Annotated in this window: 15 protein-coding genes; 7 read left to right on the top strand and 8 right to left on the bottom strand. The window is 71.3% G+C overall.

The genetic code is table 11. The features are described from left to right. Positions 1 to 56: 56 nt before the first annotated feature. Genes drmC through drmA form a run of 3 tightly spaced genes read right to left on the bottom strand, consistent with a single transcriptional unit; the run spans position 57 to position 6,270 of the window. Positions 57 to 809 (bottom strand): DISARM system phospholipase D-like protein DrmC, encoded by a 753-nt coding sequence (gene drmC, locus ACLIYP_RS10555; protein ID WP_412712874.1) that lies wholly within the window; start codon positions 807 to 809, stop codon positions 57 to 59. Next, complete coding sequence (drmB, locus tag ACLIYP_RS10550; protein WP_412712873.1) at positions 806 to 2,668, bottom strand: DrmB family protein; 1,863 nt, start codon at positions 2,666 to 2,668, stop codon at positions 806 to 808. Before drmB ends, drmC begins: the two co-directional genes overlap by 4 nt. Further along, positions 2,665 to 6,270 (bottom strand): DISARM system helicase DrmA, encoded by a 3,606-nt coding sequence (drmA, locus tag ACLIYP_RS10545; protein ID WP_412712872.1) that lies wholly within the window; start codon positions 6,268 to 6,270, stop codon positions 2,665 to 2,667. Before drmA ends, drmB begins: the two co-directional genes overlap by 4 nt. A 204-nt stretch (positions 6,271 to 6,474) precedes the next feature. Between drmA and ACLIYP_RS10540 the strand changes: the two genes are divergently transcribed. Further along, positions 6,475 to 6,990 carry a DUF4365 domain-containing protein gene (locus ACLIYP_RS10540; protein WP_412712871.1) on the top strand — a complete coding sequence of 172 codons (516 nt, stop codon included), beginning with the start codon at positions 6,475 to 6,477 and terminating at the stop codon, positions 6,988 to 6,990. Then, a complete protein-coding gene (locus ACLIYP_RS10535; RefSeq protein ID WP_412712870.1) occupies positions 6,987 to 8,150 on the top strand; it encodes a hypothetical protein in 1,164 nt (387 codons plus the stop codon). Before ACLIYP_RS10540 ends, ACLIYP_RS10535 begins: the two co-directional genes overlap by 4 nt. 140 nt (positions 8,151 to 8,290) lie before the next feature. Here ACLIYP_RS10535 and ACLIYP_RS10530 read toward each other — a convergent pair whose 3' ends face one another. Together ACLIYP_RS10530 and ACLIYP_RS10525 are read right to left on the bottom strand one after the other, a co-directional pair. Next, a complete protein-coding gene (locus ACLIYP_RS10530; protein WP_394635110.1) occupies positions 8,291 to 8,749 on the bottom strand; it encodes a helix-turn-helix domain-containing protein in 459 nt (152 codons plus the stop codon). Positions 8,750 to 8,946: 197 nt separating this feature from the next. Further along, on the bottom strand, positions 8,947 to 9,840 hold the full coding sequence (locus ACLIYP_RS10525; protein WP_412712869.1) for a helix-turn-helix domain-containing protein: 894 nt from the start codon (positions 9,838 to 9,840) through the stop codon (positions 8,947 to 8,949). Positions 9,841 to 10,183: 343 nt separating this feature from the next. Between ACLIYP_RS10525 and ACLIYP_RS10520 the strand changes: the two genes are divergently transcribed. Both ACLIYP_RS10520 and ACLIYP_RS10515 read left to right on the top strand, forming a co-directional pair. Further along, positions 10,184 to 10,540, top strand: coding sequence for a type II toxin-antitoxin system RelE/ParE family toxin (locus ACLIYP_RS10520; protein WP_412712887.1), 357 nt, complete (start codon positions 10,184 to 10,186; stop codon positions 10,538 to 10,540). After that, entirely contained in the window at positions 10,537 to 10,911 is a 375-nt protein-coding gene (locus ACLIYP_RS10515; protein WP_412712868.1) for a helix-turn-helix domain-containing protein, read from the top strand. Before ACLIYP_RS10520 ends, ACLIYP_RS10515 begins: the two co-directional genes overlap by 4 nt. Before the next feature lie 28 nt (positions 10,912 to 10,939). Here ACLIYP_RS10515 and ACLIYP_RS10510 read toward each other — a convergent pair whose 3' ends face one another. The 3 genes from ACLIYP_RS10510 to ACLIYP_RS10500 are packed head-to-tail and all read right to left on the bottom strand — an operon-like array spanning position 10,940 to position 11,967. Continuing rightward, on the bottom strand, positions 10,940 to 11,206 hold the full coding sequence (locus tag ACLIYP_RS10510) for a type II toxin-antitoxin system RelE family toxin (protein WP_412712867.1): 267 nt from the start codon (positions 11,204 to 11,206) through the stop codon (positions 10,940 to 10,942). After that, positions 11,203 to 11,451 carry a type II toxin-antitoxin system Phd/YefM family antitoxin gene (locus ACLIYP_RS10505; RefSeq protein WP_412712866.1) on the bottom strand — a complete coding sequence of 83 codons (249 nt, stop codon included), beginning with the start codon at positions 11,449 to 11,451 and terminating at the stop codon, positions 11,203 to 11,205. Before ACLIYP_RS10505 ends, ACLIYP_RS10510 begins: the two co-directional genes overlap by 4 nt. A gap of 60 nt (positions 11,452 to 11,511) precedes the next feature. After that, complete coding sequence (locus ACLIYP_RS10500) at positions 11,512 to 11,967, bottom strand: ATP-binding protein (RefSeq protein WP_412712865.1); 456 nt, start codon at positions 11,965 to 11,967, stop codon at positions 11,512 to 11,514. A gap of 496 nt (positions 11,968 to 12,463) precedes the next feature. On the opposite strand from ACLIYP_RS10500, the gene ACLIYP_RS10495 reads away from it, so the two are divergent. The 3 genes from ACLIYP_RS10495 (at position 12,464) to ACLIYP_RS10485 (ending at position 14,658) form a co-directional block, all read left to right on the top strand. Beyond that, complete coding sequence (locus tag ACLIYP_RS10495; protein ID WP_412712864.1) at positions 12,464 to 13,213, top strand: PASTA domain-containing protein; 750 nt, start codon at positions 12,464 to 12,466, stop codon at positions 13,211 to 13,213. Positions 13,214 to 13,567: 354 nt separating this feature from the next. Further along, complete coding sequence (locus ACLIYP_RS10490; RefSeq protein ID WP_412712863.1) at positions 13,568 to 14,455, top strand: helix-turn-helix domain-containing protein; 888 nt, start codon at positions 13,568 to 13,570, stop codon at positions 14,453 to 14,455. Next, complete coding sequence (locus tag ACLIYP_RS10485; protein ID WP_412712862.1) at positions 14,452 to 14,658, top strand: DUF397 domain-containing protein; 207 nt, start codon at positions 14,452 to 14,454, stop codon at positions 14,656 to 14,658. The genes ACLIYP_RS10490 and ACLIYP_RS10485 overlap by 4 nt, the downstream gene beginning before the upstream one ends. The last annotated feature ends 215 nt before the right edge of the window (positions 14,659 to 14,873 follow it).

Below are 14,873 nucleotides of genomic sequence, written 5' to 3'. Positions count from 1 at the left end.
TTCCGCGACTCGCTTTCGGTAGCGCAAGGGCCGCTGACCGGCGGGGGCCGACGCTGTCAGACGCCGTTGGCGTCCACGAGCCGAAGGAAGCCTTCGGCAGGTCGGATGAGCCAGCGGAGGTGGTCGGCTATCCGGCCCACGGCCTGCGGATCGCGGATGATCACGCCAACCTCGATGTTGTCGCGCAGGGCCCTGTCGGTGAGGTTCGCACTGCCGAGCAGGGCGGTGTGCCGGTCGGCGACGAGCGCCTTCGCGTGTAGGGTGCCGTCCACCCGGTGCCAGACCCGGACGCGTCCGTGGAGCGATGCGAAGGCCCGGGCGGCCGCCGTGGACTCCTCCAGCAGCAGATCGACCAGGACGCCCCGCCGCACGGCCTGACGCAGTTCGCGCACAACGTCGTCGACGCCGTACGCGGCGAAGCTGGCGACGAGCAGCGATTCCCGGGCGGACCGTATGACGTCGACGGCCACGCCGCTCGTCAACCGCACCGGTACGGACGGGCTCACCGGTCCGCTCACGACCGGTTCGACGAGCCGGTCGGGACGGCATACCTCGTACTGTAGGGCGGCGGCCTCCAGCGCCAGGGCCATGGACGCCCCGGTGAGTTCCAGGACCTCTTCCCGCCAGGCGCGCCGTATGTGGTCCAGGTGGTGCGTGAGCCCTGAGGCCAGGAGTTCGGCGGCGAACCGGTCGAGGGCCGGGTCGTCGGGGCCCAGGGCACCGCGCAACGCCCCGGCCCAGTCATCGACCCGGTCCCGCGGGAGCCGCCTGGCGAGGCCGGCGAGGAGCCCGGCCAGGGTGGGTGTCACGGAAGGAAGGCTCCGAGACCACTGGCGAGGGTCTCGACCAGGAGGGAACGGTCCAGGTAGTGATTGCCCCGTTCGCACGAGGTCTCGGCGGCGAAGAGGCAGGCGTGGCAGGCCGCGCCGTGGAGGCGTCCGTGGACCCGCGGGTCGTGCTCCGCGCACATCGGGTCGGAGCTGCACAACCGGGCGGCCGACAGGGCGTGCTCGATGGATGCTCCCAGGCTCTCGTGCCGGCCGAGTGAGACCAGGCCGCCCAAGGTGCCCTCACTGTCGGGCGCGGCGGTGTAGAGCAGGATGCCCGCCATGGGCTCGTCCCCGGAGCGGGCGTAGACGCGCTCGGCGATGCCGGAGGCCCCGTAACCGCACTCCAGGGCCAGCTCCCGGATCAGGGTGTGGGCGAAGGTGTGCAGCAGGACGTAGCGGATGCCGGGCCACTGGGGTTCGGTGATGCCGCGGGCCAGGCACCATGTCCGGTGGGCACTGCGCAGGACCTTCTCCCGGTCGAGGACGGCGGGGTCCTTCTCCCAGGCGGCCACCCGCTTCTCGTCGAAGGCCAGGAATATGCCCTCGCCGCGCAGTTCTGCGCACGGTACCCAGGTCGGTGCCTCACGGGAGAGCGGGGCGGCCCGCTGTACCGCCGGGTCGTCGCTCTGGGGCAGCCACTCGGGTGCGTCGATGCGGGTGAAGCCGGTGAGCGCGGCGACCTCACGCAGCCGGTGGACGAGGACGACCCGCTGGAGCCAGCCCGAGGCCTTGGCGGGCGCCGGTTCGTGCTCGGTGGTGAAGTCGGGCAGGTCGTAGCGGTGGAGTGCGGTGAAGGCCCGCCACTCGGGGGTAGCCAGGTCGAACTCGTCGTCCTCGGAGGGCTGCCCCGCCTCTCCCGCGGCGACGCGCGAAGCCTCTCCGGTGACCGCCGTCCACACCCTGTCGACGCCGTACGGCTCCAGCTCGGGCCAGCACGCCTGGGTGGGCAGCAGCATCTTGGCGGCTTCGGCGGGGATGGCCGCCAGTGGGGAGAGGAAGCGCCAGTGCTCGCGCACGGCCTGGGCCAGCGGCTCCAGGGCGCGGGGCAGGCTGAACACCCTCAGCTGGGAGGCGAACCAGCTGTTGGTGGCGCCGAGCGCGATCGTGCGCACCTTCTCGCCACACTCCTCGAAGGTGCCCAGGTGGGGGTGGTGGCCCCGGCAGGCGGGCAGTTCTCGCTCTCCCCGTGCGCCCATCGCCTCGGCCATGGAACGTGCGTTGACCCCCTCGCAGGAGCACCGGACGAAGATGTTGGCGGCCTCGCCCATGGTGCCGCGTTCGAGGAGCTCCAGGGTGCAGCTGTCCGGGTGCGGGGCGCCGCGGTGGACGAAGTACATCCAGGGGAAGTCGTCCAGGTGCCCGGCCGGGCAGGCGAGCAGGAAGCGGGCGGGTACCGCGGTGGGTCTGCGGCGGCCCTGGCCGTGGCAGTTGTGGACGTAACGCGTCTCCTCGGGGCGGTAGAAGTTCTCGACCAGCTCGAACAGACCGGAGGAGGCGGGCGCCAGCCGGTTGCACTGCTCACGGGAACAGCGCAGCCAACGCGGGAAGAGTGCGACGGGGACGCCGACGCGGGCCCACTCGTCGAAGGGATTTGCGGTCTCGGGCAGATGGGGCGGGGTGCGCAGTGTGGCGACCTGGGGGCCGAGGCGTCGGCGCACGGCGGCCAGCAGCCGGTCCTCGGTGAGTGGCTTGGCCTTCTCCAGTTCCCAGTGGTCGAGGCCGAGGACGATGGTGGAGAGGTTGGGCAGGTCGGTGACCGAGCCGATGCCGTAGGTGTGCAGCAACTGACTGGGACGGAGCTCGCCCACGCGCAGCGGCCCGTTGGCTGGTGCGGTCACGGCTGCTCCCGGGAGTCGTCGTTCGGTTCTTCGGTCTGCGGGCGGGGAACGAAGGGCGGCTCCGCGGCGTGTTCCTGGCCGGTGTCGCCCAGGAACAGCAGCCGGACCGGTGGTTCGACCTCGCGCAGTGAGGTGGGGCAGGTCATCAACTGCCAGCGGGTGCCGTCCGGCTCCCGCAGCAGGGGGGTCACATCGCCCTGGCGCCTCGCCGTCCGGTAGCCGAGGACGGCGCCGGGCGCCTTGCGGCGCTGCTCCCAGTAGTCCAGGCGCTGATCGAGGCGGTTGCGGACCTCGTTGCCCACGCGCTGGTCGTCGGTGACGCCCTCAGCCCGGCGCTGGAGGTAGCGCACCACGTGGTCGGCCAGTTCGCCGCGGGTGTCGAAGAACTGCGCGCCGCGGTTGGCGTTGTACTCCTGTTTCAGGTCGCGGACGAGGGAGGCCAGTACGCCGGTGAGCCCCCGGTCGACGGCGCGGTCGGCGAAGGGGGTTACGGAGAGGGCTTCCACGTGCTGGTAGACGGAGGCGTGGAAGGACTCGAAGGTTTCGTAGTGCGACAGGTCCCGCGGGCGGGCCCAGTTGAGGACGGTGAACACCAGTCCCGGATCCCGTCGGCCGACGCGGCTGGTCGCCTGGATGTACTCGGCCGTGGACTTGGGCTGGTTGTTGACGATCATCACACCGAGCCGGGAGACATCCACGCCCACCGCGATCATATTGGTGGCCAGCAGCACGTCGATGGGGCGGGGCGACCCCTTGGGCCGGTCGGTGAAGGTCAGTTCGAGCTTCTCCAGGACGCCGGGGATGGCGTCCGAGGACATGCGCGAGGTCAGCTCGGCGACGTTGTCGGCGTGCCGTCTGGCGAGGCCGCGCCGGTCGGTCCGGGTCAGACGGGTGGAGATGTCGTCTTCCACCAGGCGCCGCATGCCGCCCAGGTCCCGCAGGCTGTTGAAGTAGCCGACCAGGGTCATGTACGGGTCGGTGATCTCGCTGCGGCCGTAGCGGTCATGGAGTAACTGGGCCGCGGCGAGCTGTGCGACGTACACGCGAATGGCCACCGACTTGGTGCGCACCCCCTGCGCGCAGATGCCGACGTAGCGGCGGCCCGGCTTGACCGAGGTGGGCCGGCGGCGGGCGAAGAAGTTGTCGTCGGCGTCGAGCCCGGGAGGTGGGAAGACCGCGGTGCGGCGCTTGAAGAGGTCGTTGATCTGCCGATGGGCGCGGCGGACGGTCGCGGTGGAGGCGATGATCTTCGGCCTCACCGTGCGCCCCGGCTCGATGTCCCAGGTGGCGAGCCGGTCGATGGCGGCCTCGTACAGCCCGACGAGGGAGCCGAGTGGGCCGGAGATCAGGTGCAGCTCGTCCTGCACGATCAGATCCGGCGGACGTACGCGTGGTGCGTCGACGGTACGGGCCGCCGGGTGGTTGCCGTGGGCCGGGTGGCTGGAGCGCTCCCACTCGCTGTCCGCGGCGTCGGCGGTGACGTAGCCGTGCCGGGTGCAGCGGCGTGCGACCTGGCCGAACAGGGTCTGGGTCTCACCCCGCCAGGGGAGCTGGGCGAACTTGTCGACGGTGGCGATGACCAGGCTCGGCGGCAGCCGGTAGATCTCCTCGTCCACGACGAGGACGGGGAGTCCTCGCTCGTCCGGTGCCGTCGCGCCGAAGGCCCCCTCGCCGAAGGGGCAGTGGAAGATGTCGGGACAGGTGATGAAGGTGCGGCGGAGCACGGGGTCGACGGTGATGTCCCGGCCGGCGTCGAGCCTGGTGCCGCACCAGGGGCAGCTGGTGAGCTGGTGGGGGGAGCCGGTGCGGCCCCGGAAGCCGCGCCCTCTGTCCTTGCGGCGGTCCTTGAGCCAGGTGTCCGCCTGCTCGGTGGTGTTGGGCGTGACTCCGCCGCCGACCCATAGGCCGATGCGGAAGGGGTTGGCGCCCCAGCGGTTCGGCTCCTGGCGGCGGATCGTCTCGCAGGCGCAGATCAGCGCGGTGGCGCGCTGGAACTGCTGGATGGTGAGCAGCCGCAGGGTGTAGCGCATCAGAACGGCCACGCCGTGCTCGGCGTCCAGACCGCCGAGGCCGGGCCTGCGCCGCCGTATGGCCAGGGTGAAGGCGGTGAGGCCGAGGTAGGCCTCGGTCTTGCCGCCGCCGGTTGGGAACCAGAGCAGGTCGGCCAGGGCCTGGTCGTCGTCGGCGCGGTCGGGGTGGGACGGGTCGGCGAGGGAGGGGAGGCCGAGCAGGATGAATGCCAGCTGGAAGGGGCGCCAGCTGCGGTTCTTCGGTACGTCCTCGGCCTCGACGGCCGCGTCCAGGGGGAGGTCGGGGTCGCGGCGGCGGGCGGCTGCGGCGAGGGTGTGGACGCGCTGCAGCCACATGGCGCGGTTGGCGAACCGGAAGGCGTCGAAGGCGGCCGGTTCCGCGAGTAGGGCTATGCCCTCCTCGATGCGCTCGGCGGCCTCCCCCGCGTGCTCCAGGGCTCTGCGGGCCTCCTCGCCGTACCCGTCGAGGCGGGCGGAGGGGTCCGCGGTCCTCTCCTGGGCACGGGCGATCCAGGACCGGTACCCCTCGACGAGGGGTCGCAGTGCGCCCTGCAGCGCCGCGGGGCTGTCCTTCTCGCACAGTTCTTTCATGTCCAGCACGAGGTCGCGCAGTTCGGAGAGGTCCGCGTCCTGCTCCGAGTGCGGGTCCGGGACGTCGGTGTGCGGAACCTCGTACGAGGGCGCGGCGACGGTGGAGATCTCCATGGCGCGCAGCGGGTCGTCGGGGTCGGATACGACGTGCACCCCGGTGCCGTGTCCGACGGCGAATTCCGGGTGGAAGCGGTATGCCATCGCCAGCGACCGGCGTTCGGCCCGGTCGGCGGTGTCACCGCCGGGCCGGTCGGTGGCACGGCGGGGGAGGAAGGGAGCGGTTCCCGGAGCGCCGCCGACGGTCAGCCGGGCCTGGAAGAGCCAGTTGCGGGTGCCCGAGCGCCCCTCGTCCTTCTGACCGTTGACGAGGAAAAGGGAGACGAGCCAGTCCCCGTCGTGCCTGCGGGCCCTGCCGCGGACGACGACGCGGGGGAACTCCTCGCGCAGTACGGGTTTCGCCTTGATGGGCCCTTCCTCCAGCAGCTTCACCGTCACGGGGCCGGAGAAGGGCCGCCGGTGCCAGACCCTGCCCGCCTGCTCCGGGTCCTGTGAGGGGCCGGGCTCGTAGCGGGCCCACGAGCAGTGCACCCTCAGCTCGTCCACCGAGCCGTCGACACGGACGGTCAGGCCCAGGGCGGAGGGCTGGAGGCTGGGCACGTTGGGCGCGTCGGGGTCGCGGTCGCCCTCCTCGGCGTCCGGGATCGCGGCCACCGGGCCCTCGTCCAGCTCGTCCGGCTCGATCGCGTGCCCGGCCGGTGTCACTTCGCCGTCGGAGACAGCGCCGCCCGGCGCGAGCCGCCCGATGATGTAGTGGTCGGTCGGATTGCCGGGCAGTTCCTCCGTCTCGCCCCCGATGGGGCCGAGCAGGTCGGTGACGACGAGCTCGGCCAGCTCGTCCCTGATCCGCTGCGGTGTGGGCGCGGCGAGGACCGGCTGGTCACCGGTGCCCGCGGGCGGGGAGATGTCGCTGTGCTGGCTCACACCGCCACACCCTAGTGACGGCCGCTGACAACGGGCAGGGTTTCCGGCACGCAAGGTGATCAGACTCTTCCCCGGAGGGCCGAACGATCGCTACCGTGAGCCACGGTACGCGTACGGGGAGATGCGGGGGAGCAGATGACCGACGGACCGAACGGGGGTTTCCCGCACCAGTACCCCCTGGGTGGCGCTCTGGAGGAGTTACCCATGGGGGACGGCGGCCACCGGGGTGACTACGGCGAGCAGTTCGTCCGGGCCCTGGCCGCCGCCGCCAACCTGGACGCCTCCCGCCGCGACCGCGACCGGGTGGGTGTCGACTGGAGCCTCGGCTACCCCGGCCGGGCCGGTACCCGCAGGTTTCCGTCCATCGAGGTCCAGGTGAAGTGCTGGTCCACGCCCAACGACGACCCGGAGACGCTGCGCTATCCGCTCAGGGTCAAGAACTTCAACTGGCTCGCGGGGCGCGATTGGCAGCTCCCCCGCTTCCTCTTCCTCGTCATCGCGCCGGTGGAGGCGAGCCAGTGGGTCCGCGTCACTCCCGACGCGCTGCTGATGCGCCACGCCGCGTACTGGGCGTCCTTCCACGATCTGGAGCCGCTTCCGTCGGAAAGGCGTGAGAACAGCACGTACACGGTGGATGTGCCCCGGGCGAACCTGCTGACCGTCGACGCGCTGCACGGCCTGTTCGCCGAGGACTTCCGCGAAGCGCTGGTGGGGTCATGACCGCGATCACCGACGCCGAGTTCGAGCAGGCCGCCGGGACGGCTCCGAAAGCCGTTCTGAGGTATCTGCGGGCACGTGGCTGGGGATTCGCCCGGGATTTCGGCCGTGGACAACTGTGGGAGCTGCGCACGGCCGACGACCACGGCCCGCCGTTCCAGGTCCTGGTGCCGATGGAGCGGCAGGTCCGCGACTACCAGGGCAGGGTCGCCGATCTCCTGGAGACGCTGTCCGCCGTGGAGGGGCGCCGCCCCGCCGAGATCCTGCGGGAGATGTCCCTGCCCCCCGCCGACTGGCAGTACCTGCGGCTCGCCCCGCCGGGCCCGTCCGGTACGGCTCCGCTGGTGGATCTGGTACCCGCGCTGGCAGGGCTGCGGGACCTGATGACGGCAGCCGCGGCGGCGACGGTGGCCACCGAGCCGCAACCGGTGCAGCCCGCGCAGAAACCGCAGAGAGTCAAGGACTACGTGGCCTCGGTGCGTCTGGACCAGACCCGGGTCGGCAGTTACGTGATCGCCGCGCACACTCCGCTGTCCGAGCCGCCCGCCCAGCCGGAACTGCCCCTGCCCGACGCGTTGCCGCAGGAGCCGTTCGAGCGCCTGGTGTCCCGCCGCCTGTACGCGGGTGTGGTCTGCGCCCGTCAGGCCGCCGAACGCTCGGTGGCCGGCGACTCGCTGGACGATTTCGCCCGGTACGTTCACGCGGGGCTTTCCGCGAACCTCTGCGAGGCCCTGGTGAGGATCGCGGGCGAGGAACGCAGGGGTTACCGGTTGAGCTTCGCCTGGTCCGCCGATCTGCCCGTTGAACAGAGCACTCCCCCGGTCGCCATCGGTCAGCGTCTCCTGGAGGCTCTGGAGGAGGGCGCCAAGGATCTGCGGGCACGCCTCGGCCGGCGGGGTGTGAGGGTGCGGGGCACTGTGGTCCGGTTGCGTCGGGATTTCCCGCGTGGCCCGGGCGAGGTCACGGTCTCCGGCTATCTGGTGGACGAGGACGACCGGACTCGCCGGGTGCGGATGACTCTCGGCAGGGAGCACTACGACAGGGCCGCCCTTGCCCACAAGGAAGGGCACGAGGTGATCGTGGAAGGCGATCTCACGGTCCACGGCACCGCCGCACGCATGGAGCGGGTCACCGGTTTCCACCTCCAGTACGTGGACGATTGACGTGACGCCGAGCGGTGGCAGGACCGCTCCGGACGTCTGCGCCGACCTGCCCGTGCGGAAGGAGCACCGTATGCCCGGTGACAGCGGTGCCTCGTCGGAGGCTCCACGTTGGCGTCGTACAGGGCGACGAAGGCCATGCGTCAGATCAGTCCCATCTCTTGGCCCAGTTGGGTGAGTTCCTCCGCGGCCTCGCGGCGGCGCTCGTCGTCGCGCCGCTTGTACTCCAGCAGTGAGGAGGCCGGGATCCTCCGGTGTTTGCCGACCTTGCGGTACTCGATCTCGCCGGCTTGCAGGAGCCCGATGAGGAACGGCCGTGAGACGTTGAGCAGGTCGGCCGCCTGCTGGGTGGTGAGTTCCGCGTTCTGCGGAACGATGGAGACGCTGCGCCCGGCGGCCATGTGGGCGAGCATGGTCGCCAGTAGCTCCACCGCCTCTCGCGGCAGTGTCAGCGGTTCTGCTCCTTCGCCTTCGACCGTGACGTCGATCTTTGGGGTGTCGCGGTGCCTCTCCAGGTAGCCGCGCACCCGGGACAGGGCACGGTTGGCCGTTTCCGTCTCCTCGGGGGGCAGGCGGACGGGGCGGATGTCTGTCTTGCTCATGTATGGCTCCCTCGGGTGCGGGTGTATGCCGGCAGGGGCCTTCTTCGACACTCCTCCATTATTCGAAGCATACGAAACAACCGCAACAAACGAATGGCCGGATCGTGTTCCTGTCTCTGCCCGGCCGCCGGGGAAGACGGCCTGACAGCAGCCTCTCCACACAAATGCCTCCACCTTCGGGACGTGTCTCGAAGCGGTCATGCCACCAGCGACGGTGGAACGGCGGTGGCCTCGCGGCAGTCGCGGCACAGGCCCGGGGCGGGGGAGCGGAAGGCGCGGTCGCAGCCGTCGCAGTTCTGGAGCGGGTCCGGGCGCGGTGGCCGGGGCGCGGCCGGCGGTGCGCTCGGTAGGTGCGGCGGCAGCAGCGCGGTGAGGCGGTGGGCGAGCAGGGCGGCGGGGTGGCGCAGCGGCTCTGCGGGCAGGCCGGCGGCCAGGGTGCGGCGTACGGCGTCGGGTGCGGCCCCGCGTTCCAGCCAGGCCGCCACGGCGGGGGCCAGGCGTGCCACGTCCCGCTCGGAGAGCAGCAGGCGGGGGTCGTCGCGCCGCAGCTCGGCCAGGATGGCGGTGGCGGCCCGCTCGCGCACCGGGTTGCCGGTGGTGCGGGGCTCGGGCGGCGGCGGTGGGGGCGCGGGCGCCGGTGCCGGGGGAGCGGGAGCCGGTAGCGGCTCGGGCGCGGCGGTACGGGACGGGCGCGGCTTCGGGACGGCGGGACGGACGGCCGCGCGCCCCGCCGTACGTGCCGCCGGGTTGTCGTAGGACACCGTGCGGGTGACCATCCGGCCGCTCGGCAGCCGCTCCCGCTTCCGCGACAGATAGCCGTGCGCCTCCAGCTCGCGCAGTGCGGCGGCGATGCGGGTCTCGCCCTCGGCGAAGCGGGAGGCGAGGGTGCGGATGTCCACTCGCGCGCCGTCGGGCAGCGACTGGATGTGGACGGCCAGCCCGATCGCGGTCAGCGACAGCTCGCGGTGCTGGGCGAGGTGGTTGCCGACGACCGTGAAGCGCTCGGTGTGCCGGGCGGTGACGTGGACGACGCCGCCGCGCGGAACGGCGGACGGCGCGCGCGAGGGCGCGCTAGGCTGCGGCTCAGCCATCGGGAAGCTACCTCTTCCTCGGTGGTCAGGCCCTCGTCCGGGATGGCCGTCCCGGCGGGGGCCGTCGCATGTCTGCGGTGGCGGCGGTGCTCTGCGCGGTGTCCCGCAGTGCTCGCTGGTGCCTGTCGCGGCGAGCCTATGCCGGGGAGTCGGCCGCCACGCCGGTCCGACCCCGCAGCTCACCCGTACGAGTGACAGGAGCCCGGTTGGGTTGGGTGGGGTTCTCTCCCCGGTCCTTTGACGCTTCTGACACCGTGTCTCACCGCCCTTCACTCCACCGGGCCGTGCTCCGCCGCGAGTCGGTGGAACAGCCTGCGGGAGGCGTCGGACAGGGCGGTGACGCATCGAGATCGAGCCGGAGGTCCGGCAGTGGCTGGAACTCCTGCCGGACGACCAGTACGACAAGCTGGAAAGAGCGGCCGACATGCTCGCAGTGCGACCGACCACCTTGGGCGAGCCGTACTCCCGCCACCTCGGTGGCAAGGTGCGCGAGCTGCGTTTCACCATGGACGGCAGCGCGGTGCGCATCACCTACTGGCTCGCTCCCGAGCGACGCATCGTACTGCTGACGGTGTTCCGCAAGACCAGGCAGCGCGAGGTCTTCGAAGTGGAGCGAGCCCGCCAGGCACAGAAGGTGTGCGAGGCCGAGCACGGCCCCGCAGAGCACACCTACGGCCGGACCGAGGAGGAGGGGTTGTGAATCACGCGCAGTGGAGGACCCGCCGGACCAGGAGGCTCCTGGGCGAGACGGTCGAGGAGTCCCCGGCCTACGCCGAGGCCGGGCACGCTTTCGCGCTCGGCCAGGCGGTCTACGACAGGCGTACCGAACTTGGCTTGTCTCAGACCGAGTTGGCCAGGCGTGCCGGAATGACTCAGCCGCAGATCTCCACCATCGAGGGCGGTGACTCGGTGCCGACCCTGCCGCTGCTGACCCGCCTGGCCAAGGCCCTGGACGCCTCGCTGACAGTCGAGCTGGACGGTGACGCCTCGGCGTTCGTCTTCACCCCGCACAGCGGCGGCGACGGCCCGTCCGGCGGGAACGCGCCGTCCGGACGTTCCTCCGCCGCCTGAGCGGCGGCCTCGCAGGCTCCGGCGGGCGTCAGGCGGGCCGGTGGACCTCGTCGCGGTGTGCGATGCGGACGACGTGCACCAGGGCCGGGCGGTCGTGGACGGTGTAGACCACGCGGTGGTCGCCCGCACGCAGCCGTCGCTCGCTCTCGTACGAGCCGGGCAGGGCGGTGGTGTCCGGCGCGTACGGGTCGGCCAGCAGATCGGTGAGCCTGCCCAGGATGCGCAGGGCCCGTTCCCGGTCGAGCGAGCGGAGCCGGTCGCGGGCGGTGGCGGCGAGGCGGACGTCGTACGTCATCGGACGCGCTCCAGCGTCTCGCGCAGCACCTCGTCCAGGCCGTAGGTGCGCTCGTGGAGGGCATCCAGGACGGCGCGGCGGTCGGCGGCGTCCTCCAGCAGGCGCAGCCTGCGCAGGAGTGAGACGGGGACGACGGCCGCGGCCTCCTTGCCGTTGCGGGTGATCACGGTGGGCTCGCCGCGCAGCGCGCGGTCGATGAGGTCGCCGAGGCGGTTGCGCGCGGCGCGGGCGGTCTCGCTGGTCATCGGGGGCGTGTCCATGGTGGTGCGTGCGGTCGGTGTGCGGGTGTGGTGGGTGCGAGCGGGTCAGGGGCGGAGGTCGAGTTCCGCCCAGACCGTCTTGCGCGGCGGCGGCCAGGTCTCCACGCCCCAGCGGTCGGCCAGTGCCTCGACCAGCAGCAGCCCGCGCCCGCCCTCCGCGTCCTCGGGCGCCGGCGGGCCGGGCGCGGTCGGGAGGCGGTCGCCGCGCGCGTCGGAGACCTCGATGCGCAGCGTGACGCCGCCACCGTCACCGCCGTTCCCGGTGACGCGCAGGCCCAGCCGGAAATCCCGACCGGGCACGCGTCCGTGCAGGACGGCGTTGCCCGCCAGCTCGGCGGTGATCTGCGCGGCCGCCTCGGTGGGCAGCCCCTGGTCGGCCAGGTGCGCGACGGTCAGGAGCCGTGCCAGCCGGGCTCCCCGGCGGGTGGGGGAGAGCAGCACGGAGAGGCTCTGGGCGGGGGCCGGGGCAGGGCTCTCGGTTCGGGTGGTCTCTGGAGTCACGTCACCCAGCGTGTCCACTCGTGTCCGCCCCGACCAGGGCTGACGCCTGATCAGGAGAACCCTGTCCGGCTCGTGTGCCGGCCTGTGCGGCCGGTGCGTGAGCACCGGCCCGTCCCGCCCCGCTGCGCGCGGCATTCGACCCTCGGCGCTCGAAACGGGTGAGAACCGGTTTTGCGTATCGCCCGCCCCGGGCGGCTCCGCCCGGCTAGCGTTCGCCGCACGAACGGCACTGCCAGGGGGCGGGATGACGTTGTTTCACGCTGCGCGGAACATATCGCGCGGACAGCAAGCGCATGATCGGAAGACGATCCGGAGTCTTCCGGGACGGGGAAAGCGGACGGGGGGCCGTGCCGCGATCCGCGGGAGGTTCATCGCCTTCGGAGTCTTCGGCGCCTTTCTGCTCGGGGCCTGCTCGGACGGTGGTGCTGGGGCGGAACCGAAGGAGACCGTCACCGTCACGGCTACCGCGACCGCCACCGTGACGGCGGAGCCGGAGATGATCTCCTCCCAGAAGGGCGAGGCCCTCGAAGCGGCCAGGGAGGCCGCCGAGGACGCCGGTTACAACGTCACCGCCCACAATGCCAACAAGGGCGACGCCGAGCCTTCCGGGAAATGGAAGGTGTGTTTCGAGGAGATCGGCTACGGCACCGTCGATTACGGGGCCGTCCGGGAGGGCGCTCTCTGCCCGGAGAAGGACGGCGGCCCGCTCGCCTGGCCCCGGATTCCCGACGTCACCGGCAAGGTCTACGCCATGGCCGTCAAGGCGCTGGCCGAGGTGGGCATCGACGAGGACGACATCGACGTCGAGTCGGCGTACAAGGACGTGTCCGTCTCCGCCGCCGACGTGGAGGGCGACGCGGACGGCTACAAGGTCTGCTTCCAGTCGCCCTCGGCGGGCAAGGACGTCAAGCCCGCCACCGAGGCGAAGCTGACCCTGGTCGAGGGTGACTCCTGCCCGTCGGGCAAGGGCACCTACAAGGACCGGAAGAACGACCCCGACTACACCCCGCCGCCGCCTCCGGCCGCCAGTGGTTCGAGTTCCACCGGCGGTTCCGGCTCCTCGGGCGGCTCCGGCGGTACCGCCCAGTGGAACGGCCAGTGCGAACTGACCTCCCCGGCGGGCAACTGCTACCAGGCGGGCCAGTTCTGCGCCAACAAGCACCTCGGTATGCAGACGCACAACTCCGCCGGCCGGATCATCTACTGCAAGCAGCGCGCCGACGGGCAGCGCTGGAACTACTCGTAAGGGCGTGACCCGGTAGGGGACGCCGGCCACTGAGGCCCCTGTCCGAAGCGCTGGTGGACGCGACCACCGGCGCGACGGGCAGGGGCCTCGTCGTCCCGCCGCGCCCGAGTCCGCCGGTCCCGCTCATGGCTCCGACGGAACGACTGTATGAACTGGAATTTCCTGTTCGAGGGATTTTCCGCCGAATGAGTGCGTTAGTGGACCCTCCGTGCCTAATGTGACTCTCGGTGACGGTGCTCGAACGGGGAGCGGCTGTGCGGGTGCGGGCCGGGACTGTGCGGCCTGTACGGCGTGACGGCTTCGGTTCGGGTCCTGTTGGACACGGGCACGGCGAACACGGAGGGGCTGGTGCACATGGCTGTGGACAACGAGGGCGCGGCACGCGGGAGCCACACCACGGACGGCGCGGACGGCACGTCCTGGGAACCGGACTGGGACGACGAGTACGCACCGGTGGTGAAGGCCGCCGGCCGCCAGATCAAGCTGTGGCGGGAGTCGGCCGGGCTGACCCAGCAGGAGCTGGGCGACGCCATCGGCTACAGCCTGGGCATGGTCTCGGCGGTCGAGCGCGCCAGGCGCCTGCCGCACCCGGAGTTCCTGGGCAAGGCGGACGAGGTCGTGGGCGCGGGCGGCAAGCTCGCCGCGTTGAAGAAGGACGTGGAGGAAGCCCGGTACCCCAAGAAGGTGCGGGATCTGGCCAAGCTGGAGGCCGACGCCGTTGAGTTGGGCGCTTACGGCAGCCACAACATCCACGGCTTGTTGCAGACAGAGGAGTACGCAAGGGCGCTGTTCAACATGCGGCGCCCCGCCTACTCCAAGGATGATCTCGAACGGCATGTGGCGGCGCGTCTGGCTCGACAGAGGATCTTCGAGCGGACACCCACTCCCACACTGGGCTTTGTCCTGGACGAGGCGACGCTCCGACGCCCGCTCGGGGGCAGAATGGTGCTGCGCCACCAGCTCGAACACCTTCTGGAAATCGGTCAGTTGAGGCATGTCGAGATCCAGGTGATGCCGCTGGATCGTGAGGACCACGCAGGGATGGGAGGTCAGCTTCAGGTGTTGAAGCTGAAGGACGGCACAGCGGTGGCGTACTCCGAGGCGCAGCTCATCACCCACCTGGTCTCCGACCCCAAAGAGGTGCAGGTGCTTGAGCTGCGGTATGGCATCATCCGCGCCCAGGCTCTCAGCCCACGGGAGTCCTCGGCCTTCATCGAGAAACTGCTGGGAGAGATCACATGACGCTCAAGCCCTCCGCCGGAGACGGTTCCGCGCCGAACTGGGTCAAGAGCAGCTACAGCGGCAGCGACAACAACGACTGCGTCGAGGTCGCGGCCACCCCTGGCGCCATCCATGTCCGCGACTCTAAGGACATACAGGGCCCGCAGCTCGCCTTCGCGCCTGCCGCATGGGCCGACTTCCTGTCGCGCACGGCAGGCCGCTGACCCCAACAGCCCGCGTCCCGCGTCCGGCTCCGGCCGGGCGCGGGACGCGGGCTGTGAGACCGGTCAGAAGAGTCCGCCGGGAGGTGCGAACAGCCCGTCCTGGAACTTTTCCTCCTCCGAATCTGCCTTCTTCCTCCGCTTCGGAGACGCATTCCTCTGCTTCGGCAGATGCAGCCCGTTTTCCTGCTCCTGCTTGTAGCGGGTGTGGTTGAGGA

The sequence above is a fragment of the Streptomyces nanhaiensis genome, from assembly GCF_046614825.1.
GTDB classification, from domain to species: Bacteria; Actinomycetota; Actinomycetes; order Streptomycetales; family Streptomycetaceae; genus Streptomyces; species Streptomyces radiopugnans.
This window is presented reverse-complemented; position numbering and strand designations above follow the sequence as displayed.